Source organism: Agromyces sp. PvR057 (assembly GCF_040547485.1).
Classification (GTDB): Bacteria; Actinomycetota; Actinomycetes; order Actinomycetales; family Microbacteriaceae; genus Agromyces.
In genome coordinates, this window is record NZ_JBEPPT010000001.1 from 1,311,617 (window position 1) to 1,338,209 (window position 26,593).

Genomic DNA, 26,593 nt, shown 5'->3' on the forward strand with positions numbered 1-26,593 from the left:
AAAGAGGATGTCGCGCGGCGTCGCGCAAGAAGGGTCGTCGGCTGTGACGGAAGTCACCGACCACAGTGACAACCCGAGCGGAGCGCCGTGCTATTCCCGATCAGTGCGAAGCATCGCAACGCATGGATCAGCACGTGGCGGTGCTCAGGGGGCGGGTGCCGGCCCGTCGATCGGGGTCGGCTGCGGCAGCCAGTCCTTGAACATCGACTCCTCGGGAGCGAGCTCGGACCTGAGGCGCGCTTCGACCTCGGGGCTGTACTTCGCCGGCTCGGGCTGCTCGTTCTGCTCTGACTCGTTCTGCTCTGACTCGTTCTCGGGAACGTTCGCGTCGATCATGAACCCACGATAGCCCGCACCGCCGACACGGCGGTGCCGACGGCGGCCGCGGCATCCGCGATCTCCTCGTCGGTCGTCGTCGGACCGAGCGTGAAGCGCACGGCGGTCTGCGCGAGGTCGGCGGGGATGCCGATGGCCGTGAGCACGTGGGAGGGGTCGCTGCTGCCGGCGGCGCACGCCGATCCGCTCGAGCACGTCACGCCGATCCGGTCGAGCTCGAGCAGCACGGCCTCGCCGCTCGTGCCCGGGAAGACGAACGACACCGTTCCGGGCAGGCGCCGCTCGGCGTCGCCGGTGAGTCGCGCGCCATCGACGCCCGCGAGGATCCGCCGGCGGAGCTCCAGTCCCTGTCGGGCGGCCTGCACCGCCGCATCCGCTCGCTCCGTCTCGGCGAGCCGCAGCGCCGTGGCGAAGGCGACCGCGCCGGCGACGTTCTCGGTGCCCGACCGGCGGCCGCGCTCCTGGCCACCGCCGTGCAGCACGGGTTCGAGGGCGACGCGACCGCGGGCGACGAGCACGCCGGTGCCCTTCGGTGCTCCGACCTTGTGACCGGCCAGCGAGAGGGCATCGACGCCGAGGTCGTCGAGATGCAGGTCGAGGTGACCAGCCGCCTGCACGGCGTCGGTGTGCATGCGTGCGCCCGCGTCGTGTGCGATCGCGGCGAGCTGGGCCACCGGCTGGATCGTGCCGATCTCGTTGTTCACGAGCTGCACCGACACGAGCGCGGTGTCGGGCGTGATCGCCTCGGCGAGGGCGTCCGGGTGCACCACCCCGCCAGCGTCGACGGCGACCTCGGCCACCGTGAAGCCATGGTGTCTCGCCAGGTAGGCGGCGGATTCGAGCACGGCCTCGTGCTCGATCGGCGAGATCACGAGGTGGCGTCCGCGGGGTCGCGCGAGCGCGATGCCCTTGATCGCGAGGTTGTCGGCCTCGGTGCCGCCGCTCGTGAACACGACCTCGCCCGGCCGGCATCCGACGACCGCCGCGACCTCTGCGCGTGCCCACGCGAGCGCCCGGGCCGCCTCGTCGCCGAGTTCGTGGCGGCTCGACGGGTTGCCGAACGCGCCCGTCAGGTACGGCCACATCGCCTCGATGGCCTCGCGGCGCACCGGGGTCGTCGCGGCGTGGTCGAGGTAGATCACGGTCGCGAGCCGCCCGCGCCGGCCGCGCCGGCCGAGCCGCCCGCGTCGCCGAGCGAGATGTCGATGTCGAGCCCGAGGTCGAGCGCGCGCGCCGAGTGCGTGAGCGCGCCGACCGAGACGACGTCGACGCCCGTCGCGGCGATCACCGCGACCGTGTCGAGGTTCACGCCGCCGGAGGCCTCGACGATCGCGCGCCCGTCGATGCGCCGCACGCCCTCGCGCAGGTCGGCCGGCTCGAAGTTGTCGAGCATGATCGTGTCGGCGCCGCCGGCGAGCACGTCGTCGAGCTGGTCGAGGCGGTCGATCTCGACCTCGAGGTGGGCCGTGTGCGGCATCCGGTCGCGTGCCGCTCGCAGGGCGGTCGCCAGGTCGACGCCCCCGGCCGTGAGCACGGCGAGGTGGTTGTCCTTGGCCATGATCGCGTCGGAGAGCGAGCGCCGGTGGTTGCGCCCGCCGCCGTCGCGCACCGCCTGCCGCTCGAGGCTGCGCAGGCCGGGCGTGGTCTTGCGGGTGTCGACGATGCGTGCGCCGGTGCCGGCCACGGCCGCGACGTACCGGGCGGTGAGGGTCGCGACGCCCGACATGCGCTGGCTCAGGTTGAGGGCGACGCGCTCGGCGGTGAGGATGCCGCGGGCGGGCCCGTGCACGCGGGCGAGCACGTCGCCTGCGGCGAACCGGTCTCCGTCGGCGGCGAGCCGCTCGACCTCGATCGCCGGGTCGACGATGCGGAACGCGGCGGCGAACACCTCGATGCCGCTCAGCACGCCGGGCTCGCGCGCGACGAGCGCGGCCGTGGCCGTGGCACCCGCCGGGATCAGGGTCTCGCTCGTGAGGTCGCCCCACGGCGCGTCCTCGTCGAGCGCTGCGGTGACGATGCGGTCGATCTCGCGGCGGTCGGTGCTCATGCTGCCTCCTCGGCTTCGGGGTCGAATCGCGCGAGCTCGTGCAGGTGGCGCGTCACGGCGGGGGAGGCCGATGCCGCGTCGGCCGCGGCATCCGACCTGAAATGCGCGCCGCGGCTCTCGGTGCGGGCGCTCGCGGCGGCGACCGTGAGGCGCGCGAGGTCGAGGAGGTTGCGATCCTCGGCGGTGCGGCGGTCGTGCACCTCCGGCGCCCGCCATGCCTCGAGGACGTCGGATGCCGCGGCGAGCCCCGCTGCCGAGCGCTCGAGTCCGACGTGCTCCCACATGAGCGCCTGCAGTGCGGCGCGGTCGACGGGGGCCCGCCCGTCGGTCTCGGCGGGGCCACGATGAGGATCGCCCTCGGCGGCGGCGGAATCGCGGGGGTGTCGGATCATCCCTCCGTCGAACGGCGCCGGTGCGGGTGCGATCGCGGACGCGCGGGCGTCGGCGTCGATCGCGCGGGCCGCCCTGTCGGCGAAGACGGCGGCCTCGAGCAGCGAGTTCGAGGCGAGCCGGTTCGCGCCGTGCACGCCGGTGCGGGCGGTCTCGCCGACGGCGTAGAGCCCGGTCAGGCTCGAACGCCCGTCGAGGTCGGTCACGATGCCGCCCATGGCGTAGTGCGCGGCCGGCGTGACGGGCACGGGTTCGGCGGCCCAGTCGAAGCCGGCCTCGCGGCAGGCCGTCGTGAGCCCCGGGAAGCGCCGGTCGAGGAACTCCCGGCCGAGCGCGGTCGCGTCGAGCAGCACCGGCTCGCCGTGCTGCTCGAGGCTGCGGCGCCAGACGGCGCGTGCCACCACGTCGCGCGGGGCGAGTTCGGCCTGCTGGGCGACCTCCGTCATGAAGCGATGCCCGTCGTGATCGCGCAGGACCGCGCCCTCGCCGCGCACCGCCTCGGAGATGAGCGGCGTGCCCGGCGCGGCGAGCGCGGTCGGGTGGAACTGCACGAACTCGAGGTCGGCCACCTCGGCGCCCGCGCGCCAGGCCGCGGCGACGCCGTCTCCGGTCGCCACGTCGGGGTTCGTGGTGTGTCGGAAGAGCCGGCCCGCGCCGCCGGTCGCGAGCACGACGGCATCGGCGTGCACGTCGACGAGGGCGCCGGATGCCGAGAGCAGGCGCGCGCCGACGACGCGCCCGGCGTCGGGCTCGGCGGCGGCATGCGGCGCGGCATCGGGGTCGCGCCGCGACTCCGTGAGCAGGTCGACGAGCATCGTCTGCTCGTGGATGCGCACCGCCCGGCGTCGCACGGTGGCGACGAGTGCGTGCTCGATCGCGGCGCCCGTGGCGTCGCCGCCGGCGTGCAGGATGCGGGCCCGCGAGTGCGCCGCCTCGAGGCCGCGCTCGAGCCCGGAGTCGCCGTGGTCGAACGCGACCCCGAACCGGATCAGGTCGCGCACGCGCGCCGGGCCCTCGTCGCAGAGCACGCGAACGGCCTCCGGGTCGCAGAGGCCGGCGCCCGCGGCGAGCGTGTCGGCGAAGTGCCGCTCCGCCGAGTCGTCTGGGAACAGCGCCGCGGCGATGCCGCCCTGCGCGTGGCGCGTGTTGCCGTCGGCGAGCTCGGCCTTCGTGACGAGCTCGACGTCGTGGCCGGCGTCGGCCGCGCGCACGGCGGTCCAGAGCCCACCGATGCCGCCGCCGACGACGAGCACGCGCGCCATGGTCAGGCCCCCGCGGGCACCGCGACGGGCGGCTTCGCCTGGGTGGTCGCGGGCGGCTTCGCCGCGAGCATCCGCTCGAGGGCGAGGCGTGCGGGCTCGGCCACCTCGTCGGCGACGGTGATGCGGTTCACGACGCGCCCGGCGACGAGCTCCTCGAGCACCCAGGCGAGGTAGCCGGGGTGGATGCGGTACATCGTCGAGCACGGGCAGACCACGGGATCGAGGCAGAAGATCTCATGCTGCGGGTACTCGGCCGCGAGTCGCTGCACGAGGTTGATCTCGGTGCCGATCGCGAAGGTCGAGCCCGCGGGGGCGGCCTGGATGGCCTTCACGATGAAGTCCGTGGAGCCCGCGGCATCCGCGGCGTCGACGACCGGCATGGGGCACTCGGGGTGCACGATGACCTGCACCCCCGGGTGGTCGATGCGCGCCTGCGCGATCTGGTCGACCGTGAAGCGGCGGTGCACCGAGCAGAAGCCGTGCCAGAGGATGACGCGGGCGTCGTCGAGCTCGGCCTCGGTCGACCCGCCGAGCGGCTTGCGCGGGTTCCACATCGGCATCTGCTCGAGCGGAACGCCGAGCGCCTTCGCGGTGTTGCGCCCGAGGTGCTGGTCGGGGAAGAAGAGCACCCGCCGCCCGCGCTCGAACGCCCACTCGAGCACCGTCTTCGCGTTCGACGAGGTGCACACGATGCCGCCGTTGCGGCCGACGAAGCCCTTCAGCGCTGCCGAGGAGTTCATGTACGTCACCGGGATGACCGGCACGCGGCCGTCGGCGTCGGTCGCCGTGAGGTCGCCGTAGACGTCCTCGAGGTCGGCCCAGCACGCCTCGACCGACTCCTCGTCGGCCATGTCGGCCATCGAGCAGCCGGCGGCGAGGTTCGGCAGGATCACGGCCTGCTCGGGCGTCGAGAGCAGGTCGGCGGTCTCGGCCATGAAGTGCACGCCGCAGAAGACGATGGCCTCGGCATCCGGACGCGTGAGCGCCGCGTTCGCGAGCTGGAACGAGTCGCCCACGAAGTCGGCGTGCTCGACGACCTCGTCGCGCTGGTAGAAGTGCCCGAGCACGACGACGCGGTCGCCGAGCGTCGCCTTCGCGGCGCGCACGCGGTCGTGCAGCTCGGCGTCGCTCGCGGTGCGGTACGACTCGGGCAGCGCGCCCTGGCGGGGCGACCCCGTGGGGATGACGTCGCCCATCGACGAGCCGGGGCCGTATGCCACGGGGCCCGCGTCGAACTCCCACGGCCCCTTGGCGAGGTCGGGGGAGCAGGTGCTGCCAGATGCGGCCCCCGCCTGGATGAGCTGGATCGAACGGTCGACGGATGCCGCGAGCCGGACGTCGCTGGGCTGGACCATCGTCATGGGTGTCTCCTCAGGTGCGGGGCGATCGGGATGCGGAACGCGCCTTGGATGCCCGCCTCGGCGGGATCGGCGGCGCGGTAGAGCTTGGGCGGCCGGTGCGGCGTGCCGGTGCGCACCTCGCCGGTCTCGACGAGGGCGCCGGACGCCTCGACCGTGCGGCGGAAGTTCGCCGGGTCGAGCGGGCGGCGCAGCACGGTCTCGTAGACCTCGCGGAGTTCGGCGAGCGTGAACGAGTCCTCGAGGAACGCGTGGGCGATCTGCGAGTAGCCGAGCTTGGTGCGCAGGCGCCCGAGCGCGTAGGCGACGATCTCGTTGTGGTCGAACGCGAGTTCGGGCAGGTCGTCGGCGTCGAACCAGCGCACGTTCGGGTCCTCGATGGCGCCGCTCGTCTCTTCAGGGCGCACGAGCGCCCAGTAGACGACGGAGACGACGCGCTCGTCGGGGGAGCGGTCGGGGGTGCCGAACGTGTAGAGCTGCTCGAGGTAGCGCGGCGTGACGCCGGTGGTCTCCTCGAGCGTGCGCGCGGCCGCGCCCTCGAGGCTCTCGGCCGCGCCGAGCCAACCGCCCGGCAGCGCCCACCGGCCCTCGCCTGGCTCGCGCAGGCGTCGCACGAGGGGGATCCACAGCGACCGGTCGGCCGGCTGCTCGGCGTGCACGGGCTGCTCGCCGTGGGCGACGCCGGGTTCGCGCGCGAAGATCACGGTCGACACGGCGAGGCGTGCTTCGGCGAGTTCGATCGTCCGGGACATCCGCGCCTCCTTCGTGTCATCGTGACTCTAAGTACGCGATCATCTTACAGTCGAACTGACACGAACCGAAATCGAGGAGGTCACGGGCCGTCGCGGAGCGGTGGGAACGGGCCGTCGCGGAGCGTGGGAGAGGGGTGCACCGGACCCCCATCCGATGCACCCCCCGATGCGCGTCACGATGCGGAGCAGGGCTCACGCCGTCGGGCGGCACTTGAAGCATCCTCGATCCGGTCGCTCTCACCTAATCGGGGCGACGTCGCGTGACACCCGTCCCGTCGCCCTGCACGGGGCGCTGAGCGCTGTTAGAATCGGCCCACAATCTCATACCGGGCCATCGACGCATCGCGGGAGAGCCGGCAGCATCGTGCAGACAGGTCGTCAGACCGGGTCCGCGCAGCGCACAGGCCGGCACCGAAGGAGCAAGCCTCCCCGCCAATCTCTCAGGTACAACACCGCGATGAACACGGCCGCTCTGAAAAGTGGATGCCGCATGCTGCGGCGCCCCGCCCACGGTGAAAGCGCTTCTGCGTGAAACTCTCAGGCTCATGACAGAGGGGGAGTTCTCAAGCGGCATTCGCCGTTCGATGCGACGAACGCACCATTCAGGAGAACTCGTGACCCAGGATCCCGGTACCACCAGCCCCGCAGCCGCGCCCGCCGAGGCGACCCGCGAGCGCCGCAGCCCGCTCGACGCCGTGCACCGCGCCGCGGGCGCGAGCTTCACCGACTTCGCCGGATGGCAGATGCCCGTCCGCTACTCGAGCGACCTCGCCGAGCACCACGCCGTGCGCACCACCTCCGGCCTGTTCGACCTGTCGCACATGGGCGAGATCGTCCTCATCGGACCGGATGCCGCGGCGGCCCTCGACTACGCCCTCGCCGGGCGGCTCTCGGCGATCGAGATCGGCCAGGCGAAGTACTCGCTGCTGCTCGCCGACGACGGCGGCATCATCGACGACCTCGTCGTCTACCGCACCGGGGACGACCGCTTCATGGTGGTCGCGAACGCGTCGAACGCGGCGGTCGTCGCCGACGAGCTGCGCACGAGGGCGGCCGGGTTCGACACGATCGTGTCCGATGAGAGCGACGACATCGCCCTCATCGCGCTGCAGGGCCCCGACGCCCGCGCCGTGCTGCTCGAGACGCCGGGCTTCGGCGCCGAGGGCCCTGGCAACGACGAGGAGGACTTCGACGCGCGCATCGCGGCCCTGAAGTACTACCGCGCGTTCCCGGCCACGTTCGAGGGGCAGCCGGTGCTCGTCGCGCGCACCGGCTACACGGGCGAAGACGGCTTCGAGCTCTACGTCGCGCCCGAGCACGCGCCGACCCTGTGGGCCGCCCTCGTCGAGACCGGAGGCCCGCGCGTGACGCTCTGCGGGCTCGCCAGCCGCGACACGCTCCGCCTCGAGGCGGGCATGCCGCTCTACGGGCACGAGCTCGGCCGCGACATCCTGCCCGTGCAGGCCGGCCTCGGCCGCGTCGTCGCGCACGCCAAGGAGGGCGAGTTCGTCGGCCGCGCCGCGACCGCCGAGGGCCCCGCCGACGACGCCCGCGTGCTCGTCGGGCTCACGACCGAGGGACGCCGCGCGCCGCGCGCCGACTACGAGGTCTACGACGGCGGCGGGGCGGATGCCGCGCTCGTCGGCGTCGTCACGAGCGGCGCCCTCTCGCCGACCCTCGGCCACCCCGTGGCCATGGCGTTCGTCGCACCGACGGCCGTCGAGGCGGGCGGCCTCCACGTCGACGTGCGCGGAACGCGCATCGCGGCAACCGTCGTCGCCCTGCCCTTCTACAAGCGCACGTCCTGACGCCCGAGCCGCCCGGGCCGGAGCCCTGACGGCCGGCCGCGCACGGCGCGCCACGGCATCCATCCGAGACATCCGATCACCACACCGACCTCCACCAGACCTCGAGGAGCACACCATGACCGACCAGACCGAACTGCAGTACACCGAAGAGCACGAGTGGGTGCTGGTCGACGGCGACACCGTGACCATCGGCATCACCGACTACGCCGCCGAGAAGCTCGGCGACATCGTCTACGTCGACCTGCCCGCCGCGGGCACGGCGGTCGCCGAGGGCACCGTCGTCGGCGAGATCGAGTCGACGAAGTCGGTCGGCGAGCTCTTCGCACCCGTGAACGGCGAGGTCGTCGAGGCCAACCAGGCCGTCGTCGACTCGCCCGAGCTCGTGAACACCGACCCGTTCGGCGAGGGCTGGCTGCTGAAGATCACCGCCCCCGAACTGCCGAAGCTGCTGAGCCACGCCGAGTACCGCGCCCTCACGGGCGAGTGACCCCCGAGTAAGGACCGCACCCGATGAGCACCTCCTCCACGTTCGACCTCGACGCCTTCGGGCGTCGCCACATCGGCACCACCCCGAGCGACCACGGCCTCATGCTCGCCGAGCTCGGCTACGACTCGCTCGAGTCGCTCATGACCGCCGCGGTGCCGTCGTCCATCCGCATGGGCGAGGTGCTGAACTCGGCGATCCCGGCCGCCGCGACCGAGCGGGAGGCGCTCGCCGAGCTCGCGGCGCTCGCCGACCAGAACGCGGTGCGCACGTCGATGATCGGCCTCGGCTACTTCGGCACGATCACGCCGGCCGTGATCCAGCGCAACGTCCTCGAGAACCCGAGCTGGTACACGGCGTACACGCCATACCAGCCCGAGATCTCGCAGGGCCGCCTCGAGGCGCTCATCAACTTCCAGACGATGGTCACCGACCTCACCGGGCTCGACACCGCCAATGCGTCGATGCTCGACGAGGGCACCGCGGTCGTCGAGGGCATGCTCCTCGCTCGCCGAGCCTCGAAGTCCCCGTCGCACCGTTTCGTCGTCGACGCCGACGCGCTGCCCCAGACGCGGGCGCTCCTCGAGTCGCGCGCCGAGGCCGTGGGCATCGAACTCGTCGTCGCCGACCTGCATGGGGCAACGGATGTCGCCGCCCTCGGCGAGCACTTCGGCGTCTTCGTGCAGTACCCGGGCGCCTCTGGTCGCGTCTGGAACCCGGCCGCCGTCATCGCCGCCTCGAAGGCGCAGGGCGCGCTCGCCGTGGTGGCCGCCGACCTGCTCGCCCTCGCGCTCCTCACGAGCCCGGGCGAGCTCGGTGCCGACGTCGCCGTGGGCACGTCGCAGCGCTTCGGCGTGCCGATGGGCTTCGGCGGGCCGCACGCCGGCTTCATGGCCGTGCGCAAGGGCCTCGAGCGCCAGCTCCCGGGCCGCCTCGTGGGCGTCTCGCAGGACGCCGCGGGCCACCCCGCGTACCGCCTCAGCCTGCAGGCGCGCGAGCAGCACATCCGCCGCGAGAAGGCGACCTCGAACATCTGCACCGCGCAGGTGCTCCTCGCCGTCATGGCGTCGATGTACGCGGTGTACCACGGTCCCCGGGGCATCCGGCACATCGCCGTGACCACCGCGGCGAAGGCGAAGGCGCTCGCCGACGCGCTCACGGGCTTCGGCCTCACGCTCGCCCACGACGCCTACTTCGACACGATCCGGGTGCACGTGCCCGGCCTCGCGAAGAACGTCGTCGCGAGGGCGCACGACCTCGGCCTGAACGTGTGGGAGGCCGACGAGGCGACCGTGCACATCGCGGTCGACGAGACGACCACCGAGCGCGAGCTGTCCCTCGTCGTCGAGGCGTTCGGCTTCGGCGAGCGGGCGGATGTCCCGGTGTCGCTGTCCGAGCTGCCCTCGAGCCTGCCCGGCGACCTCCGCCGAACGAGCGCGTACCTCGAGCACCCCGTGTTCAACACGCACCAGTCCGAGACGCAGATGATGCGCTACCTCAAGCAGCTCGCCGACCGCGACTACGCGCTGGATCGCGGCATGATCCCGCTCGGCTCCTGCACGATGAAGCTCAACGCGGCAACCGAGATGCAGGCCGTCACCTGGCCCGAGTTCGCGAACCTGCACCCGTTCGCGCCCGAGGCCGACGTCGTCGGCTCGCTGGGGCTCGTCGAGCAGCTCGAGACCTGGCTCGCCGAGGTCACGGGCTACGACACCGTGTCGCTGCAGCCGAACGCCGGCAGCCAGGGCGAGCTCGCGGGCCTCCTCGCGATCCGCAGCTACCACCGCGCCAACGGCGAGGCCGAGCGCGACCTCTGCCTCATCCCGTCGAGCGCCCACGGCACGAACGCGGCCTCCGCGGTGCTCGCGGGCATGCGCGTGGTCGTCGTGGCGTGCGACGAGCTCGGCAACGTCGACCTCGACGACCTTCGCGCGAAGATCGCCGAGCACGCGGCATCCATCGCGGCGCTCATGATCACGTACCCCTCGACGCACGGCGTCTACGAGCACGACGTGCGCGACATCTGCCAGGCCGTGCACGACGCCGGCGGACAGGTCTACGTCGACGGCGCGAACCTGAACGCGCTGCTCGGCTTCGCGCGCTTCGGCGACTTCGGCGGCGACGTCTCGCACCTGAACCTGCACAAGACGTTCTGCATCCCGCACGGCGGCGGCGGCCCAGGCGTCGGACCCGTCGCGGCGAAGGCGCACCTCGCACCGTACCTGCCCGGCCACCCCATGGCCCAGCGCGCCGACCACGCGGGCGGCTTCGTGCACGGCGGCGGGCCCGTCTCGGCTGCGCCGTACGGCAGCCCGTCGATCCTGCCGATCTCGTGGGCGTACGTGCGCATGATGGGCGCCGAGGGCCTCGCGCAGTCGACCGCGTCTGCAGTGCTCGCGGCGAACTTCGTGGCCTCGCGCCTTCGCGAGCACTTCCCGGTGCTCTACACGGGCGAGAACGGCCTCGTCGCGCACGAGTGCATCCTCGACCTGCGGCCGTTGACGGCCGAGACGGGCGTGAGCGTCGACGACGTCGCCAAGCGGCTCATCGACTACGGCTTCCACGCGCCGACCATGTCGTTCCCCGTCGCGGGCACGCTCATGGTCGAGCCGACCGAGTCCGAGGACCTGGCCGAGCTCGAGCGCTTCGTCGAGGCCATGGTCGCGATCAAGGCCGAGGCCGACGCCGTCGGCCGCGGTGAGTGGCCGGTCGACGACAACCCGCTGCGCGGCGCGCCGCACACGGCCGAGTCGGTCATCGCGGGGGAGTGGAACCACCCCTACACCCGCGAGCAGGCGGTGTACCCGGTGCACTCGCTCGTGCGCAACAAGTACTGGGCGCCCGTGCGCCGCATCGACCAGGCCTACGGCGACCGCAACCTCGTGTGCGCCTGCCCGCCGGTGGAGGCGTTCGCGTGACTTCGAGCCCGACCTGAACGACGAAGGGCGGATGCCGCGGCATCCGCCCTTCGTCGTCTCGTCGGTGGCCGAGCGTCGTGCCGCCGGTCAGGTCGGGTGACTCGTGCCCGCGCGCGCGGCGTGCCGTTGGCGCAGCTGCGGCAGCACCTCGCGCCCGAGCAGTTCGATCGCAGCGACCGGATCGGGACCGAGCGGCGGGCCGAACGACAGGTGCGACGCGCCGAGCGCCATGACCTCGTCGCAGCGGTCGACGACGCTCTGCGGGTTGCCGCTGATGCCGAGGCGGAGCATCGCGGGCGTGATCGCCGCGACGGCCGCCGCCTCGTCGCCGGCGCGCAGGGCGGCCTCGCTCTCGGCGAAGTCCCCGGGCGCGAGGCCGGCCCGCGAGAGCAGGTAGGGCGAGAACGCGCCGCCGTAGTATGCGAGCTTCAGGGCGAGGGCGCGGTCGGCCTGCCCCTGGTCCTCATCGAGCGCGAGCCACACGCAGGCCGGCATGTCGAGGTCGGAGAGGGCGCGGCCCGCTGCCTCGGCGCCTTCGGCCACGAGCCCGCTGGCCGTCGTGTAGTGCTCGGGCGGGAACAGCAGCGCGAGCACGCCATCGGCCTCGGCACCGGCGAAGGCGAGCATCTTCGGGCTCATCGCGCCGATGTAGATCGGCACCGGGGTCGGCTCGAGGCGGAGGTAGGCGTCGTCGGTCCACGCGGTGCCCGCCCCTTCGGTCTGCGATGGCTTCGCACCCGCGAGCAGGGCCCGGATGGCGCGCAGGGCCTCGCGCGTCTTCGTGAGCGGCAGCTTCTGGTCGATGCCGATCCACGAGAGGAAGTCGCCCGCACCGGCGCCGAGCCCGAGCAGGAACCGTCCGCCGGTCACCTCCTGCAGGGTCGCTGCGGTCATCGCGAGCTCCGACGGGTGCACCGAGTACGGGTTCATGATGCCGATGCCGAGCTTGATCGTGCTCGTGCGCATGGCGATCGCGCCGAGCAGCACGGGCGCCGAGCGCATCATGAGGTCGTTCGACACCCAGAGCTGGTCGATGCCGGCGTGCTCGGCGGCGACCGCCATGTCGATGAGTTGGCCGGGGCTGAGGTCGTTGTTGACGCGGAGGCTGAAGGCGGGTCGGGTCATGGGGCTGGCTTCCTCGTTCTTCCGGCTCGGTTCGGGGTGCATCAACGCGCCGACGCGGATGCCTCGGCGCGGCGGCCGAGTGCCAGACCGCCGTCGGTCTCGCGGTACCAGTCGATGAAGCGTTGCATACCGAGCCGGATGCCGTCTTCGGAGGTCGCGAGCGACACGCGCAGGTGGTGCCCGGCGGTGCTCCCGAACGCGGTGCCGGGGGAGAGGGAGACGCCGCGACCCACGAGATCGAGCGCGGAGCGCCGGGCATCCGCCTCGGGGGCGAGCGGGATCATCAGGTAGAAGGCGCCTGCGGGCGCAGGCACGTCGATGCCGGCCTCGCGCAGCACCTCGACGGCGACGTCGCGACGTGCGCGGTAGGCGTCGCGCATCTCGCCGACCGCGCGCTGCGGGCCGGTGACGGCTGCGAGGGCGGCCGCCTGGGTCACGCTCGAGACGCACGAGATGCTGGTCTCGAGCACGCGCGAGACGCCGCCCGCGAGCCATGTCGGCAGCACGGCGTAGCCGACGCGCCACCCGGTCATGGCGTACGTCTTCGAGAAGCTGTAGACGGATGCCACGTGCTCGGGCGCGTACTGCGCGGCGTTCGCCGGGCTGCCGTCGAAGATGATCTCGTCGTACACTTCGTCGCTGATGACGAGCAGGTCGTGGCGAACGGCCAGTTCGACGATCTGTCGCACGGTGTCGGCGGGCAGCACCGCGCCCGTCGGGTTGTTGGGCGAGTTCAGCACGATGGCGCGGGTGCGCGGCGTGATCAGCCGGGCGATCTCGGCGAGGTCGGGCTGGAATCCGGATGCCGGGTGCAGGCCGTAGTGCACGGCCCGTGCGCCGATCAGGGTGGCCTGCATCTCGTAGTTGGGCCAGGCGGGGTCTGGCACGAGCACGTCATCGCCGGGGCCGACGACCGCGGACATGATCGCGTCGATGGCCTGTACGGCGCCCTGCGTGACGAGCACCTGCTCGACCGATGCCGTGGACCCGTAGTCGCGCGCGACACGATCGCGCAGCGCCGAACGCAGTGCGGGCATGCCGCCGCTCGGCAGATACGAGGAGCCTCGTCGTGTGGCCTCGAACGCCGCCTCGACGATGTGCGCGGGGGTGGCGAAGTCGGGCTCGCCGATCTCGAGGCGCACGATGTTGTCGGGCGCCGTGAACACCAGGTCGAGGATCTCGCGGATGCCCGATGACGGGAGCTGGGCGACGCTTGGGGTGAGGTTCGGCATGGATTCCTTCGGACGAGCTCGGGCTGCGTGGTGTGCAGTACTCCGTCAGGATAGCCGATGTGGCTGGGAATGTAAGCCGAATGATCGAAGATGCATGATATTTGAAAGGTGAATTGGCCATCAGGTATTCGAAGACGTGAAACAATTGGTGCATGACCTCTTCCACGATCGCCGCGCCCAGCATCGGCGCCTGGTCCATGCTCGGCACCTCGGCCGCGGCATCCGTCATGGCTCGCATCGGAGCCGACTGGCTCGTGCTCGACGCGCAGCACGGCCTCTATGACGACCGCTCGGTCGTGGAGTCGCTCGCGCTGCTCACCGCGGGCGGCATGGCCGAGACCACGCACGTGCGCGTTCCGCACAACTCCGCGTCCTGGATCGGCCGGGCCCTGGACGCCGGCGCACGCGGGGTCATCGTGCCCATGGTGCAGAACGCCGAGCAGGCGAGAGCCGCGGCCGACGCCTGCCGCTACGCGCCGGCGGGCACCCGCTCGTGGGGGCCCATGTCCGCGTACTGGGGCGGCACCGTCCCGACCGCCGAGGCGTCGAACGCGCGCGTGCAGTGCGCGGTCATGGTCGAGACGCCGCAGGCGATCGCCGACGTCGAGGCCATCGCCGCGGTTCCCGGCGTCGACATGGTGTTCGTCGGGCCCTTCGACCTGGCGATCGCGCTCGGAACCACGGTCGAGGCGTTGCTGGCCGACACCTCTGCCGACTCGCCGCTCGATCGCGTCGTCGCCGCGTGCACCGCGGCCGGCATCGTGCCGGGGTCGTTCGCCGGCAGCATCCCGATCGCCGCCGCGCTCGTGGCTCGCGGATTCCGCTCCGTCGCCGTCGCGGTCGATACGGCGATCCTGACGCAGCACGGCGGCGAGCTCGTTCAGCAGGCCCGAAGGGCAGCCGAGTCCGCGTAGGCGGGGCCGCGCCGCCACGGGCCGGCGCGGTCAGCGTGCGCCGAAGAGCCCCGGCCATGCTGCCAGCGCGAGCGGGTAGCCCACGAACGAGACGACGTCGAGGAGCGTGTGCGCGACGACGAGCGGCATCACGCGGCCCCACCGGGCGTAGCACCAGCCGAAGACGATGCCCATCGCGACGTTGCCGATGAACGGGCCGAAGCCCTGGTAGAGGTGGTAGGAGCCGCGCAGCAGGGCGGCGCCGATGATGATCGTCCACGTCGACCATCCGGCTTGGCGCAGTCTCGTGAACAGGTATCCGACGACGATGATCTCCTCGGTGAGTGCGGCGCGCAGGGCGGCCAGCACGAGGATCGGGATACTCCACCAGTAGGGGAAGCCCGACGACGCCTGCACCTCGACCGTGATGCCGACGGCCCGTCCGACGAGGTACAGCGCGATGCCCGGAATGCCGATGGCCGCGGCCAGCGCGACGCCCGCGAGGGCGTCGCGGGCGGGGCGGGTGAGATCGAAGCCGATGCGTCGGAACGGATTCGCGCCGCCGTCGGAGAGCAGGTAGAGCACGAGCGCGACGGCGAACAACGCGAAGAAGACCGCGAGGAACTGGTACGTGAAGTCGAGCCATTCGCGGCTCGCCTGCGGTGGGTTGATCGACGTCGACTGGTCGGCGAGCGATTCGCCCTTCGTCAGGTCGGCGACGAGCGAGACGATCGAATAGACGGCGGATGCACCGAGCGAGAGTCCGAGCACGATCACGACCTCGATCGCGATGCGCGGCCGGGTCATCGACGAGGAGGGGGAGGGCGCCGTCATATCGTCATCGTACGGTCGACGCGCCCTCCTCGCCTGCGGCGGCTCAGGACCGACTGCGCCGCCCTTCGCCGCGTCCCGGCGTCTGGTCGTCCTCGGGGAGGATGTGGCGCAGCGGCGCGGCATCGTCGACCCTGCCGAGGCTGATCATCGTCTCGACGCTCTCGAGTCCGTCGATGGCCCAGATGCGCTCGAGGAGCAGCCGTTGGAGGTCGGCGTGGTCGCGCACCCTGAATCGGGCCATCATGTCGTGCGCCCCGGTCAGGATGAGGATCTCGGTGAGCGACGGGATCCGCCGCAGTTCGGTCACGATGCGCAGCGGATCGGCGTTGGCCGCGAACTTCATCGGGATCACGACGAGCATCGGGAAGCCGAGCGCGCCCCAGTCGACCTCGATGCTGTGCCGCTTGATCACGTGGGTGCGCTCGAGCCGTGCGACGCGCTCGGCGACGCTCGGAGCGCTGAGGCCGACCTTCGCGGCGAGCGCGCGCTGCGAGATGTGCGAATCCTCGTGCAGGATGTGCAGGATGCGGCGGTCGATGGCGTCCAGCGCCACCGGCTCGTGCGCCTCCTCGAGGATCGCGAGGATTCCCGCCGGTCGCTCCTCGGGATCGGTCGTGCTCATGATGCCGCGAACCCGGATCGGTCGAGCTCCCGGAGGAGCTCGAGGGTGAACTGGATGTGGTGCAGGTAGTCGTCGACATAGCCGTGCTCGTCGAAGCCGTGCATGTTGCCGGCGGGGCGCAGCGTGCCGGTCGGGGAGATGAGCGGCGCACCCAGGTGCTCGAGGAAGAACGCGCCGGGGCCGGAGCCGGTCATGACCTCGTAGATCACGGGCTCGCCGTCGAACGCCGTGCGTGCCGCGTTCACGACCGACGTCGCGAAGGGGGTGTCGACGGGGGAGAACGCCGGCTTCATGTTGCGGATGAGGCCGACCTCGATGTCGGGGTTCGTCGTCGCGAGGTGCGCGCGCAGCGCCTCGAAGCAGGTGTCCGGATCCATGCCGGGCACGAGCCCGAAGCGTACGCGTGCCTCGCAGCCTGCGGCGATGCTCTGACGGATCGACGGGTCGACCTCGAAGCCCGAGAGACTCATCGACGGGGCGAAGATGAAGCGCTCCTTCAGCCGTTCGACCGCATGGGGCTGCAATGGATCGATGCCCTCGATCGCGATCGACGGACCCGGCAGGCTCAACTCCTGCACGCGTGCGCGGGCGGCCTCGTCCGGCACGAGCGCACCGTCGGTGAACCCCGGGATCGCGATCAGGCCGTCGTCGTCGAGGAAGGAGCTGATGACGCGCATCATCTCGAGCGGAGCGGAACGCACGACCGGGGAGTACGACGGATGCTGGTTCGCGTCGAGCACCGTGAGGCTGAGGCTGACCTCGAGTGCCCCGCGGCAACCGAACCCGATCGCAGGGCGGCCGTCCTCCTCGCGCAGGTAGCTCTCCCAGAGGCAGGCATCGGAACGCAGGAGCGCGCTGTGCTCGGCCAGGACGGCGTCGAGGCCCGGGCTGCCGATCTCCTCGCATGGGTCGGCCATGAAGATGATGCTGAACGGCAGTCCGTCGGGGTGCTCCTGCTCGAACAGCGCGAGCGCACGCAGGCGGCTCGTCACGTCGGCCTTGTCGTCGCACGCGCCACGGGCGTACATCGCGCCATCGACGATCTCGGCCGCGAAGGGCGGCGACGTCCAGCGGGTCTCGTCGCCGGCCGGTTGCACGTCGTAGTGGTTGTAGAGGAGGAGCGTGCGCTCGGAGAGCCCACGACGGAACCCGACCACGACGGGACCGTGCCCGGGGATCTCGAACCGCTCGATGCGATCCATGAGCGGCGTCAGCCGGCCCTCGAGCCAGTCGGCGGCGTCGGCGATCGCAGCGAGATCGCCGGAGACCGTGGGGAATCTGCAGAACGCCTGCCAGTCCTGGATGCTTTCGGCCGCGCCGTCGACGATGCGGGGGTCGAGCGCCATCGTCATGCTCCGCGCGAGATGGCGACGGGGGTGAGGTCGTACGGGTAGTCGGTGATGAGCTCGTGACCGGTCTCGGTGACGAGCACGATGTCTTCGAGGCGCACGCCTCCGAATCCCTGCCGGTAGCAGCCCGGTTCGATCGCGATGACATCGCCGGCGACGAGCACCGCGTCGTTCTGTCCGAGTCCGGGAGCCTCGTGCACCTCGAGGCCGATGCCGTGTCCGAGGCTGTGGAAGTACCCCTCGATCAACACCTCGCCGGGGGCCTTCGTCAGCTGGGTCGGCTGTCCGGCCTCGATCATCGGCTCGCAGGAGATGCGGTGGAGCTCGGCGACCGGCAGTCCCGGCCGGATCGCGGCGAGCGTGCGGTCGAACGACTCCTTCACGATGCGGAAGTACATCGCCAGTTCCTCGTTCACCTCGCCCTTGACGAACGTGCGGGTCATGTCCGAGTTCCCGCCGGACTCGACGTCGCGCGGGCAGATGTCGACCGTGATCGGCTCGCCCTCGAAGATCTGGCCGGACCCGGCGTGGTGACCGATGCAGGTCTGCTCGCCGTGCGCGACGATGAGTCCGGCGTCATCGCAGCCGTTCTTGAGGAACGCCGCCCGGATGCCGAGCTTGAGGTTCTCGCAGGTCAGCGGTTCCCCATCGAGCAGCAGGCCGCCGTCCGTGTCGACGGTGGCGCGCTCGAGCGCGGCCGCCACGCTGGCCACGCCGGCCTCAGCGGCGATCTGCGCCCGCCGGATGCCGGCGAGCTCGGCCGGGTTCTTCACCCGGCGCCTGGCCACGAACTCGTCACGGTCGACGCGGAGCACGATGCCGTTCGACCGCAGGTGGTCGGCGACCTCAAGCGGGAACGACGGCGGCACGATCGCCTCGTCGATGCCGATCCGGCGGCACGCCTCGACCAGGGCGTTCAGCTCGGCGGTGTCGGGGTCCTGACCCTGTGCCCGGAAGTCGTCGTATCCGAGCGTCTCGAGGGGGAAGACCGTCATCCCGTCGATCGCCTGCATGCGGGCGACTTCGAGCGACTTGATGGCGGTGTACTGGCGACCGTCGACCTCTGCGTAGAGGAAGGGGTCGTGCACCTCGTTGGTGATCACGTGCCGCATGTCGGCGGCCATGGTGTTCGAGTACATCAGGATCGGGGCGGTCGTGGGCATCGTCGGGACTCTTCTCTCTGCCGGATGGGAGGGCGGGTGCACGACAGCTCTATCGAACTCCGCTCGGGGTGATACAAGCATAGGCGAGAACGCGCGAAACGCCAATGCATGTAAGCCAAATACCAACTCCAGCCTGACATCGTGAATCTCGCGGGCCGGCGATCAGGGCAGCGGGGCGACCGAGTGCACGAGATTCGAACGATTCGTCATTCGACACCGATTACTTGCACGGATGCCGCGAACACGCAAAGAATGCGAGCCGTAAGGAAAATCCCGTCGTCAAACATTGCCGGTCTATAACACTTTGGATTTCGATTTGGGCGGGGGTGGCCCGCTGTTTAGTCTCTTCCCTAACAGCAACGGATCTGGGCCCTACCGTGCGCAGAATCTGTTCACCTGAATCCTGGAGGAACATTGAAGAGATCACGTATCGGGATCGGCGCCATCGCGTTGTTCTCGGTCGCTGCACTGGGGCTCGCGGGCTGCAGCAGCGACAGCGGCACCGAAAGCACCGACTCGGCCAGCTCCACCGCCATCGTCTCGACGAACGGCAACGAGCCGCAGGCGCCCCTGGTGACGACCGGCACCACCGAGGTCGGCGGCGGCAAGATCCTCACGTCGATCTACGCCGGACTCGTTAGCTACCAGGCCGACGGCTCCATCGTCAACGAGGTCGCGGACTCGATCGAGTCCGACGACGCGACGACCTGGACGGTCAAGCTCAAGGACGGCTGGACCTTCACGAACGGCGAAGCCGTCACGTCCAAGTCGTTCATCGACGCCTGGAACTACGGCGCGAAGTTCAGCAACGCCCAGGGCTCGTCGTACTTCTTCGACAACATCGTCGGGTTCAGCTACGACGAGGACACCGAGCTGACCGGTCTGAAGGCCGTCGACGACACGACCTTCACCGTCGAGCTCTCCTCGCCCGAGGCCGACTGGCCTCTGCGTCTCGGCTACACGGCCTACATGCCGCTGCCGTCGGTCGCGTACGAGGACATCGAGGCGTTCGGTGAGAACCCCATCGGCAACGGGCCGTACATGCTCGCCGAAGAGGGCGCATGGAACCACGACGTCGAGATCAACCTGATCACCAACCCCGACTACGACGGCGTTCGCAAGCCCGTCAACGGCGGTCTGGACATCCGGTTCTACACCTCGCAGGACGCCGCGTACGCGGATGTCCAGGCGGGCAACCTCGACGTCCTCGACGCCGTTCCGGACACCCAGTTCGAGAACTACGAGGCGGAGTTCGGCGACCGTGCCGTGAACCAGCCCGCGGCGATCTTCCAGGCGTTCAACATCCCCTACTACCTCGAGCACTGGACCGGCGAAGAGGGCAAGCTGCGTCGTGCGGCCATCTCCATGTCGATCGACCGCGGTGAGATCACCGATGTCATCTTCCAGGGAACCCGCACGCCGGCGACCGACTTCACGTCGCCGGTCATCGACGGCTACTCGGACTCGCTCGAGGGCGCCGAGGTGCTCGAGTTCAACCCCGACGAGGCGAAGAAGCTGTGGGCAGAGGCAGACGCCATCGCGCCCTACGGTGACACCGTCTTCACGCTCGCGTACAACGCCGACGGCGGCCACCAGGCCTGGGTCGACGCAGTCACCAACAGCATCAAGAACACGCTCGGCATCAACGCCGAAGGAAAGTCGTACCCCGACTTCAAGTCGGCGCTCGACGACCGCGTGAACGCGAAGCTCACCGGTGCAACCCGCGCCGGATGGCAGGCCGACTACCCCTCGCTGTACAACTTCCTCGCACCGCTCTACCAGACCGGCGCCGGATCGAACTACGAGGGCTACAGCAGCGAAGAGTTCGACTCGCTCCTCAAGGAGGGCTCGAAGTCGGCGACCGTCGAGGACGCCACCGCGAAGTACCAGGAAGCTCAGGAGGTCCTGCTCAAGGACCTGCCCACCATTCCGCTGTGGTACTCCAACGTGACCGGCGTCTCCGGTGACACCGTCGACAACGTCGAGTTCGGCTGGGATTCCGTCCCGCTCTACTACGCAGTCACCAAGGGTTAGTCTCTAGTAGTCGAATTCCGATACATACATGATGTCCGGGGTGGGAGACCACCCCGGACATCATGATGAATGAACCAGAAGCGAACGCGATGAACTCTCTCACCTCCGCAGCAGGAAGCTGCTGATGCTCCGATACACGGGCAAACGCCTCCTTCAACTGATCCCCGTCTTCTTCGGTGCGACATTCCTGATCTATTTCATGGTGTTCGCCCTGCCCGGAGATCCCATCTTGGCGCTGTACGGCGACCGTCCGCCGGCGCCCGCGGTGATCGAGCAGGTTCGTCAGCAGTACAACCTCGACGAGCCGTTCATCGTTCAGTACCTCCTCTACATCGCGGGACTCTTCCAGGGCGACCTCGGAACGACCTACTCGGGGCGTCCCGTCTCCGAGGTGCTCGCACAGGCGTTCCCCATCACGCTTCGGCTCGCACTCCTCGCCCTCTTCTTCGAGGCGGTCGCCGGAATCTTCGTCGGTCTCGTCGCCGGTCTCCGCAAGGGCAAGTTCTTCGATTCGACCGCTCTGGTCGTGAGCCTGCTCCTGATCTCCGTTCCGACGTTCGTCGTCGGCTTCGTGCTCCAGATCGTCGTGGGCATCAACCTGGGCTGGGCCAGCCCGACCGTGAGTGCGCAGGCTCCATGGAACGAACTCGTGCTGCCGGCCATCGTGCTGGCGTCCGTGTCCTTCGCCTACATCGTCCGGCTGACGCGAAGCAGCGTCTCCGACAACCTGTCCGCCGACTACGTGCGCACGGCCACCGCGAAGGGTCTCCCGCGTCGACGGGTCGTCAGCGTCCACGTCCTCCGCAACTCGCTCATCCCCGTCGTCACCTTCCTCGGCGTGGACCTCGGATCGCTGATGGTCGGCGCGATCGTCACCGAGGGCATCTTCAACATCAACGGCGTGGGTGGAACCGTCTATCGGGCGATCACCCTCGGCGAGGGCCCGACGGTCGTCTCGTTCGTCGCGGTGATGGTGATCATCATCATGCTCGCCAACCTGCTCGTCGACCTTCTCTACGCCGTGCTCGACCCGAGGATCCGTTATGTCTAATCGCGAACCACATCCGCACTTCGTCGCCGAGCTCGAAGACACGCCGATCCAGCCCATCGATCGACTCGATGAGACCGAGAAGGCACGCAGCACCTGGTCCGATGCATGGGAGTCCATGCGTCGCCGTCCGGCCTTCTGGATCTCCGCGGTCCTCATCTTCGTCATCGTCGTGATCGCCCTCTTCCCGAGCTGGTTCACGTGGTATCCGCCGAACTCCGACTGCTTCCTCAAGAACAGCAACGGCCCGCCCGAGCCCGGGCACCCCTTCGGCTTCACGCGGCAGGGTTGCGATGTGTACTCCCGCACCATCTTCGGCACCCAGGCCTCGGTGACGGTCGGCCTGCTCGCGACGATCATGGTCACCCTCTTCGGCATGGTCATCGGCGCCCTCGCCGGGTACTACGGAGGATGGCTCGACGCCGTCGTGTCGCGCGTCGGCGACATCTTCTTCGCGATCCCCACCGTGCTCGGTGCCATCGTGCTCATGACGGTGCTCCCCGACCGCAGCCCGGCCACCGTCGCCATGGTGCTCGCCTTGTTCGCCTGGCCGCAGATCGCGCGAATCATGCGCGGTTCGGTGCTGTCCGCGAGCAAGTCGGACTACGTGACCGCGTCGATCGCGCTCGGCGTCTCGCGCTTCCGCATCCTCGTGAACCACGTCGTCCCCAACGCGATCTCACCGGTGATCGTGGTCGCCACGGTGTCGCTCGGCACGTTCATCGTCGCGGAGTCGACGCTGTCGTTCCTCGGAATCGGCCTTCCGCCGGACGTGATGTCGTGGGGTAACGACATCGGGCAGGCGCGCACGTCGATCCTCAGCAACCCCATGGTCATGTTCTATCCCGCCGCCGCCCTGTCGATCACCGTGCTGTCGTTCCTGATGCTCGGTGACGTCGTGAGCGACGCACTCGACCCGAAGGAGAGGGCGCGCCGATGAGCAATCCGACCGCAGCCAACACTCCGTCCAACGGCACGCCGCTGCTCCAGATCCGCAACCTCGAGGTCGGTTTCCGCACCCAGCGCGGCGTCGTCCCCGCGGTCCGCGGCATCGACATCACCCTGCACCAGGGCGAGACCCTCGCGATCGTCGGCGAGTCCGGTTCCGGCAAGTCGACGACCGCGCAGTCGATCATCGACCTTCTGCCCGGCACCGGAAAGGTGACGGGCGGCGAGATCCTCTTCGATGGAGTCGACCTCACGAAGCTCTCGCCGTCGGCCATCCAGTCCATCCGCGGGCGCCTCATCGGGTACGTCCCCCAGGACCCGATGTCCAACCTGAATCCCGTGCTGAAGATCGGCTACCAGGTCGAGGAGGCGATCAAGGCCAACAACCTCGCGCAGGGCAAGGCCGCTCGTGAACGCACGATCGAGGTCCTGCAGGAGGCGGGGCTCGCCGACGCCGACCAGCGGCTCAAGCAGTACCCCCACCAGTTCTCGGGCGGCATGCGGCAGCGTGTGCTGATCGGTATCGGACTCTCGGCGCGGCCCAAGCTCCTCATCGCCGATGAGCCGACCTCCGCCCTCGACGTGACCGTCCAGCGTCAGATCCTCGATCACCTGGGCACGCTCACGGCGGAGTACGGCACCTCCGTGCTCTACATCACCCACGACCTCGGCCTCGCCGCGGAACGCGCCGACCAGCTCGTGGTGATGTACAAGGGCAAGATCGTCGAGTCCGGGCCGTCGGTCGAGATCCTCCAGAACCCGCAGCACCCCTACACGCAGCGACTCATCGCCGCGGCCCCGAGCCTCGCGTCCAAGCGCATCGAGGCCACCAGGGTCACCGGTCACGAGCCCGACGAGATCTTCAGCGGGGGCTCCGACGACCTGACGCTGATCGAGCGGGCCGAGAGCCGCGAACGGGAGGACACGCGCGAGGACTTCATCTCGGTGAAGAACGTCTCGAAGCTGTACAAGGTCCGCCAGTCCAGCTTCAGCTCGATCGATCTGCTCGCCGTGAACGATGTGAGTTTCGACGTCAAGAAGGGCACCACGACCGCGATCGTGGGCGAGTCCGGATCCGGCAAGTCGACGATGGCCAAGCTGATCCTCCAGCTCGAGTCGCCGACCTCCGGATCGGTCAGCTTCGACGGGCGAGATGTCGGTTCGTTGCGCGGGCGCGACGTGCTCGCCTTCCGGCGCCGTGTCCAGCCGGTCTTCCAGGACCCGTACGGCTCCCTCGATCCGCAGTACAGCGTCGGCAACACCATCGCGGAGCCGCTCAAGGTGCACGGCATCGGCACCGCCAAGGAGCGCAACGCACGCGTGCTCGAACTGCTCGACCAGGTGTCGCTGCCTTCGGCCACCCGTCATCGTTATCCGAGCGAGCTGTCCGGAGGCCAGCGTCAGCGCATCGCGATCGCGCGCGCTCTGGCGCTCAAGCCCGATGTCCTCGTCCTCGACGAGGCTGTCTCAGCGCTCGATGTGCTGGTGCAGGGGCAGATCCTCAACCTGCTCACCGAGCTGCAGGCGGAGCTCTCGCTCACGTACCTCTTCATCACCCACGACCTCGCGGTCGTCCGCCTCGTCGCGGACAACGTGTGCGTGATGCAGAAGGGACGCATCGTCGAGGCGGCGACGACCGACGAGGTCTTCGAGAACCCGGCGCAGCAGTACACGCGCGATCTGCTCGCAGCCATCCCCGGCGCGGGCATCGAACTCGCGAGCTGATTCGGCCGCGACGCGCTCGGAGCGAACGCGAACGCCCGGCATCCGACCCTCGGATGCCGGGCGTTCCGTGTTCTCAGGTGAAGACGGCCTCGGCACGGTAGGCTTGTCGGGCGCGTGCCGTCGATCTCGGTCGCGCATCCCCAGACCTTCACCAAAGCGCTTCCGCGTTTTCCGTCGTGCCGCCGTCGCGGCCACGGGGCGCCGCACCACGAAGCCCACCAGCCCAGAGGACCGAACATGGCGAACGCCACCCGCAACGACCTGCGCAATGTCGCGATCGTCGCACACGTCGACCACGGCAAGACCACGCTCGTCGACGCGATGCTCAACCAGACGCACTCGTTCGCCGAGCACGCGCACGTCGAAGAGCGTGCGATGGACTCGAACGAGCTCGAGCGCGAGAAGGGCATCACGATCCTCGCCAAGAACACGGCGATCTCGTACAACGGCCTGCACTCCGGCGGCACCCCCATCACGATCAACGTCATCGACACCCCGGGTCACGCCGACTTCGGCGGCGAGGTCGAGCGCGGCCTGTCCATGGTCGACGGCGTCGTGCTCCTCGTCGATGCGAGCGAGGGCCCGCTGCCGCAGACGCGCTTCGTGCTCCGCAAGGCGCTCGAGGCCCGCATGCCGGTGATCCTGCTCGTCAACAAGACCGACCGCCCCGACGCGCGCATCGACGAGGTCGTCGCCGAGAGCCAGGACCTCCTGCTCGGCCTCGCCTCCGACCTCGCCGACGACGTGCCCGACCTCGATCTCGACGCGATCCTCGACGTGCCCGTGGTCTACGCCTCCGGCCGCAACGGCGCTGCGAGCCACACGAAGCCCGAGAACGGCGAACTGCCCGACAACGACGACCTCGAGCCGCTGTTCGAGGCGATCCTCGAGCACATCCCGGCACCGACGTACGACGACGAGCACCCGCTGCAGGCGCACGTCACGAACCTCGACGCCTCGCCGTTCCTCGGCCGTCTGGCGCTGCTCCGTGTCTTCCAGGGCACCATCAAGAAGGGCCAGACCGTCGCGTGGGTCAAGCACGACGGCTCCGTGCAGAGCGTCCGCGTGACCGAGCTGTTCCTCACGAAGGCCCTCGACCGCTACCCGGCCGAGAGCGCCGGCCCCGGTGACATCGCCGTGGTCGCGGGCTTCGAGGACATCATGATCGGCGACACGCTGGCCGACCCCGAAGACGTCCGCCCGCTCCCGATCATCGCCGTCGACGAGCCCGCCATCTCGATGACGATCGGCACCAACACCTCGCCGCTCGTCGGCAAGGTCAAGGGCCACAAGCTCACCGCCCGCATGGTGAAGGACCGCCTCGACCGCGAACTCGTCGGCAACGTCTCGCTCAAGGTCGTCGACATCGGACGCCCCGACGCGTGGGAGGTGCAGGGTCGAGGCGAGCTCGCGCTCGCGATCCTCGTCGAGCAGATGCGTCGCGAGGGCTACGAGCTCACCGTCGGCAAGCCCCAGGTGGTTACGAAGCAGGTCGACGGCAAGACGCACGAGCCGTTCGAGCACCTCACGATCGATGCCCCCGAGGAGTACCTCGGCGCGATCACCCAGCTCCTCGCGGCGCGCAAGGGCCGCATGGACAACATGTCGAACCACGGCACCGGCTGGGTCCGCATGGAGTTCATCGTCCCGAGCCGCGGCCTGATCGGCTTCCGCACCGAGTTCATGACCACCACGCGCGGCACGGGCATCGCGAACGCGATCTCGCACGGCTACGACGCGTGGGCCGGCCAGATCGTGACCCGAAACAACGGCTCGATCGTCGCCGACCGCTCGGGCGTCGTGACGCCGTTCGCGATCATCGCCCTGCAGGAGCGCATGACGTTCTTCGTGAACCCCACCGAAGAGGTCTACGAGGGCATGGTCATCGGCGAGAACTCGCGCAACGACGACATGGACGTGAACATCACGAAGGAGAAGAAGCTGACGAACATGCGTCAGTCGACCTCCGACACGTTCGAGTCGATGACGCCGTCGCGCCAGCTCTCGCTCGAGGAGTGCCTCGAGTTCGCGCGTGAGGACGAGTGCGTCGAGGTCACGCCCGCCGCGGTGCGCATCCGCAAGGTCGAGCTCGACGCCACGGCTCGTGCCCGCACCACGTCGCGCCTGAAGAAGCAGGGCTAGTCGCCTCCAGGGGCGGATGCCGCGGGCCCGAGCCTGCGGCGTCCGCCCCTTTTCGCGTCCTGAAACGCCGCTGAGACCCCGGCGCACACGTGTTGCGGAGGTGAAGTTGAGGGTTTGTACAGA

General features: G+C 69.9%; 21 protein-coding genes and 1 riboswitch. Of the genes, 9 read left to right on the forward strand and 12 right to left on the reverse strand.

All coding sequences use genetic code 11. The features are described 5' to 3' along the window. Positions 1 to 144: 144 nt before the first annotated feature. From ABIC29_RS05945 to ABIC29_RS05970, 6 genes are read right to left on the reverse strand one after another with little or no spacing between them, the layout of a single operon-like run. Positions 145 to 336, reverse strand: a complete 192-nt coding sequence (locus ABIC29_RS05945; RefSeq protein WP_116081281.1) for a hypothetical protein — start codon at positions 334 to 336, stop codon at positions 145 to 147. After that, positions 333 to 1,478, reverse strand: coding sequence for a cysteine desulfurase family protein (locus ABIC29_RS05950; protein ID WP_116081282.1), 1,146 nt, complete (start codon positions 1,476 to 1,478; stop codon positions 333 to 335). The genes ABIC29_RS05945 and ABIC29_RS05950 overlap by 4 nt, the downstream gene beginning before the upstream one ends. Next, entirely contained in the window at positions 1,475 to 2,383 is a 909-nt protein-coding gene (nadC, locus tag ABIC29_RS05955; protein ID WP_354243552.1) for a carboxylating nicotinate-nucleotide diphosphorylase, read from the reverse strand. The genes ABIC29_RS05950 and nadC overlap by 4 nt, the downstream gene beginning before the upstream one ends. Further along, positions 2,380 to 4,035, reverse strand: coding sequence for an L-aspartate oxidase (nadB, locus tag ABIC29_RS05960; RefSeq protein ID WP_354243554.1), 1,656 nt, complete (start codon positions 4,033 to 4,035; stop codon positions 2,380 to 2,382). Before nadB ends, nadC begins: the two co-directional genes overlap by 4 nt. Before the next feature lie 2 nt (positions 4,036 to 4,037). Continuing rightward, positions 4,038 to 5,396, reverse strand: coding sequence for a quinolinate synthase NadA (gene nadA, locus ABIC29_RS05965; protein ID WP_354243557.1), 1,359 nt, complete (start codon positions 5,394 to 5,396; stop codon positions 4,038 to 4,040). Continuing rightward, positions 5,393 to 6,145: an NUDIX hydrolase gene (locus ABIC29_RS05970; RefSeq protein WP_354243560.1), complete on the reverse strand. Its 753-nt coding sequence runs from the start codon at positions 6,143 to 6,145 to the stop codon at positions 5,393 to 5,395. Before ABIC29_RS05970 ends, nadA begins: the two co-directional genes overlap by 4 nt. Positions 6,146 to 6,480: 335 nt before the next feature. Further along, a riboswitch (glycine riboswitch) is annotated at positions 6,481 to 6,610 on the forward strand. A 149-nt stretch (positions 6,611 to 6,759) separates the two neighbouring features. Between ABIC29_RS05970 and gcvT the strand changes: the two genes are divergently transcribed. The 3 genes from gcvT (at position 6,760) to gcvP (ending at position 11,355) form a co-directional block, all read left to right on the forward strand. Then, on the forward strand, positions 6,760 to 7,953 hold the full coding sequence (gene gcvT, locus ABIC29_RS05975; protein ID WP_354243563.1) for a glycine cleavage system aminomethyltransferase GcvT: 1,194 nt from the start codon (positions 6,760 to 6,762) through the stop codon (positions 7,951 to 7,953). Positions 7,954 to 8,068: 115 nt separating this feature from the next. Beyond that, the gene (gene gcvH / locus ABIC29_RS05980; protein ID WP_354243565.1) at positions 8,069 to 8,440 is read left to right on the forward strand and encodes a glycine cleavage system protein GcvH; all 372 of its coding nucleotides are present in this window, start codon (positions 8,069 to 8,071) and stop codon (positions 8,438 to 8,440) included. 23 nt (positions 8,441 to 8,463) lie between these two features. Continuing rightward, complete coding sequence (gene gcvP / locus ABIC29_RS05985; RefSeq protein ID WP_354243568.1) at positions 8,464 to 11,355, forward strand: aminomethyl-transferring glycine dehydrogenase; 2,892 nt, start codon at positions 8,464 to 8,466, stop codon at positions 11,353 to 11,355. An 87-nt stretch (positions 11,356 to 11,442) separates the two neighbouring features. Here gcvP and ABIC29_RS05990 read toward each other — a convergent pair whose 3' ends face one another. Both ABIC29_RS05990 and ABIC29_RS05995 read right to left on the reverse strand, forming a co-directional pair. Continuing rightward, positions 11,443 to 12,480, reverse strand: coding sequence for an LLM class flavin-dependent oxidoreductase (locus ABIC29_RS05990; protein WP_354243571.1), 1,038 nt, complete (start codon positions 12,478 to 12,480; stop codon positions 11,443 to 11,445). Positions 12,481 to 12,521: 41 nt separating this feature from the next. After that, positions 12,522 to 13,712, reverse strand: a complete 1,191-nt coding sequence (locus ABIC29_RS05995) for a pyridoxal phosphate-dependent aminotransferase (protein WP_055856776.1) — start codon at positions 13,710 to 13,712, stop codon at positions 12,522 to 12,524. Between the two features lie 152 nt (positions 13,713 to 13,864). Here ABIC29_RS05995 and ABIC29_RS06000 point away from each other — a divergent pair, with 152 nt between their 5' ends. Continuing rightward, on the forward strand, positions 13,865 to 14,626 hold the full coding sequence (locus ABIC29_RS06000) for an HpcH/HpaI aldolase family protein (RefSeq protein WP_116081291.1): 762 nt from the start codon (positions 13,865 to 13,867) through the stop codon (positions 14,624 to 14,626). 30 nt (positions 14,627 to 14,656) lie between these two features. Here the strand turns inward: ABIC29_RS06000 and ABIC29_RS06005 are convergent, their stop codons facing one another. The 4 genes from ABIC29_RS06005 to ABIC29_RS06020 are packed head-to-tail and all read right to left on the reverse strand — an operon-like array spanning position 14,657 to position 18,573. Beyond that, positions 14,657 to 15,439, reverse strand: a complete 783-nt coding sequence (locus ABIC29_RS06005; RefSeq protein WP_354243576.1) for a CPBP family intramembrane glutamic endopeptidase — start codon at positions 15,437 to 15,439, stop codon at positions 14,657 to 14,659. A 43-nt stretch (positions 15,440 to 15,482) separates the two neighbouring features. Next, entirely contained in the window at positions 15,483 to 16,061 is a 579-nt protein-coding gene (locus ABIC29_RS06010) for an Lrp/AsnC family transcriptional regulator (protein WP_116081293.1), read from the reverse strand. Continuing rightward, positions 16,058 to 17,407: a M20/M25/M40 family metallo-hydrolase gene (locus ABIC29_RS06015; protein ID WP_354243579.1), complete on the reverse strand. Its 1,350-nt coding sequence runs from the start codon at positions 17,405 to 17,407 to the stop codon at positions 16,058 to 16,060. The genes ABIC29_RS06010 and ABIC29_RS06015 overlap by 4 nt, the downstream gene beginning before the upstream one ends. 2 nt (positions 17,408 to 17,409) lie before the next feature. Continuing rightward, entirely contained in the window at positions 17,410 to 18,573 is a 1,164-nt protein-coding gene (locus ABIC29_RS06020) for a M24 family metallopeptidase (RefSeq protein WP_158551782.1), read from the reverse strand. A gap of 414 nt (positions 18,574 to 18,987) precedes the next feature. Between ABIC29_RS06020 and ABIC29_RS06025 the strand changes: the two genes are divergently transcribed. From ABIC29_RS06025 to typA, 5 genes are all read left to right on the forward strand, one after another. Next, the gene (locus ABIC29_RS06025) at positions 18,988 to 20,607 is read left to right on the forward strand and encodes a peptide ABC transporter substrate-binding protein (RefSeq protein ID WP_116081296.1); all 1,620 of its coding nucleotides are present in this window, start codon (positions 18,988 to 18,990) and stop codon (positions 20,605 to 20,607) included. Between the two features lie 124 nt (positions 20,608 to 20,731). Then, positions 20,732 to 21,658 (forward strand): ABC transporter permease, encoded by a 927-nt coding sequence (locus ABIC29_RS06030; RefSeq protein ID WP_116081297.1) that lies wholly within the window; start codon positions 20,732 to 20,734, stop codon positions 21,656 to 21,658. Further along, positions 21,651 to 22,595, forward strand: coding sequence for an ABC transporter permease (locus tag ABIC29_RS06035; RefSeq protein ID WP_116081298.1), 945 nt, complete (start codon positions 21,651 to 21,653; stop codon positions 22,593 to 22,595). Before ABIC29_RS06030 ends, ABIC29_RS06035 begins: the two co-directional genes overlap by 8 nt. Beyond that, positions 22,592 to 24,328: a dipeptide ABC transporter ATP-binding protein gene (locus ABIC29_RS06040; RefSeq protein WP_116081299.1), complete on the forward strand. Its 1,737-nt coding sequence runs from the start codon at positions 22,592 to 22,594 to the stop codon at positions 24,326 to 24,328. The genes ABIC29_RS06035 and ABIC29_RS06040 overlap by 4 nt, the downstream gene beginning before the upstream one ends. A 237-nt stretch (positions 24,329 to 24,565) precedes the next feature. Beyond that, positions 24,566 to 26,470 (forward strand): translational GTPase TypA, encoded by a 1,905-nt coding sequence (gene typA / locus ABIC29_RS06045; RefSeq protein ID WP_116081300.1) that lies wholly within the window; start codon positions 24,566 to 24,568, stop codon positions 26,468 to 26,470. Positions 26,471 to 26,593 lie beyond the last annotated feature (123 nt).

Bases quoted from the DNA above. Each gene is read 5' to 3' on its own strand.
- ABIC29_RS06005 (WP_354243576.1), bottom strand. From the start codon at position 15,439: ATGACGGCGCCCTCCCCCTCCTCGTCGATGACCCGGCCGCGCATCGCG.
- ABIC29_RS05995 (WP_055856776.1), bottom strand. From the start codon at position 13,712: ATGCCGAACCTCACCCCAAGCGTCGCCCAGCTCCCGTCATCGGGCATC.
- typA (WP_116081300.1), top strand. From the start codon at position 24,566: ATGGCGAACGCCACCCGCAACGACCTGCGCAATGTCGCGATCGTCGCA.
- ABIC29_RS06020 (WP_158551782.1), bottom strand. From the start codon at position 18,573: ATGCCCACGACCGCCCCGATCCTGATGTACTCGAACACCATGGCCGCC.
- ABIC29_RS05945 (WP_116081281.1), bottom strand. From the start codon at position 336: ATGATCGACGCGAACGTTCCCGAGAACGAGTCAGAGCAGAACGAGTCA.
- ABIC29_RS05970 (WP_354243560.1), bottom strand. From the start codon at position 6,145: ATGTCCCGGACGATCGAACTCGCCGAAGCACGCCTCGCCGTGTCGACC.
- ABIC29_RS06010 (WP_116081293.1), bottom strand. From the start codon at position 16,061: ATGAGCACGACCGATCCCGAGGAGCGACCGGCGGGAATCCTCGCGATC.
- ABIC29_RS06035 (WP_116081298.1), top strand. From the start codon at position 21,651: ATGTCTAATCGCGAACCACATCCGCACTTCGTCGCCGAGCTCGAAGAC.
- gcvP (WP_354243568.1), top strand. From the start codon at position 8,464: ATGAGCACCTCCTCCACGTTCGACCTCGACGCCTTCGGGCGTCGCCAC.
- gcvH (WP_354243565.1), top strand. From the start codon at position 8,069: ATGACCGACCAGACCGAACTGCAGTACACCGAAGAGCACGAGTGGGTG.
- nadB (WP_354243554.1), bottom strand. From the start codon at position 4,035: ATGGCGCGCGTGCTCGTCGTCGGCGGCGGCATCGGTGGGCTCTGGACC.
- ABIC29_RS06040 (WP_116081299.1), top strand. From the start codon at position 22,592: ATGAGCAATCCGACCGCAGCCAACACTCCGTCCAACGGCACGCCGCTG.
- ABIC29_RS06000 (WP_116081291.1), top strand. From the start codon at position 13,865: ATGACCTCTTCCACGATCGCCGCGCCCAGCATCGGCGCCTGGTCCATG.
- nadC (WP_354243552.1), bottom strand. From the start codon at position 2,383: ATGAGCACCGACCGCCGCGAGATCGACCGCATCGTCACCGCAGCGCTC.
- ABIC29_RS06030 (WP_116081297.1), top strand. From the start codon at position 20,732: ATGCTCCGATACACGGGCAAACGCCTCCTTCAACTGATCCCCGTCTTC.
- ABIC29_RS06015 (WP_354243579.1), bottom strand. From the start codon at position 17,407: ATGGCGCTCGACCCCCGCATCGTCGACGGCGCGGCCGAAAGCATCCAG.
- ABIC29_RS05990 (WP_354243571.1), bottom strand. From the start codon at position 12,480: ATGACCCGACCCGCCTTCAGCCTCCGCGTCAACAACGACCTCAGCCCC.
- nadA (WP_354243557.1), bottom strand. From the start codon at position 5,396: ATGACGATGGTCCAGCCCAGCGACGTCCGGCTCGCGGCATCCGTCGAC.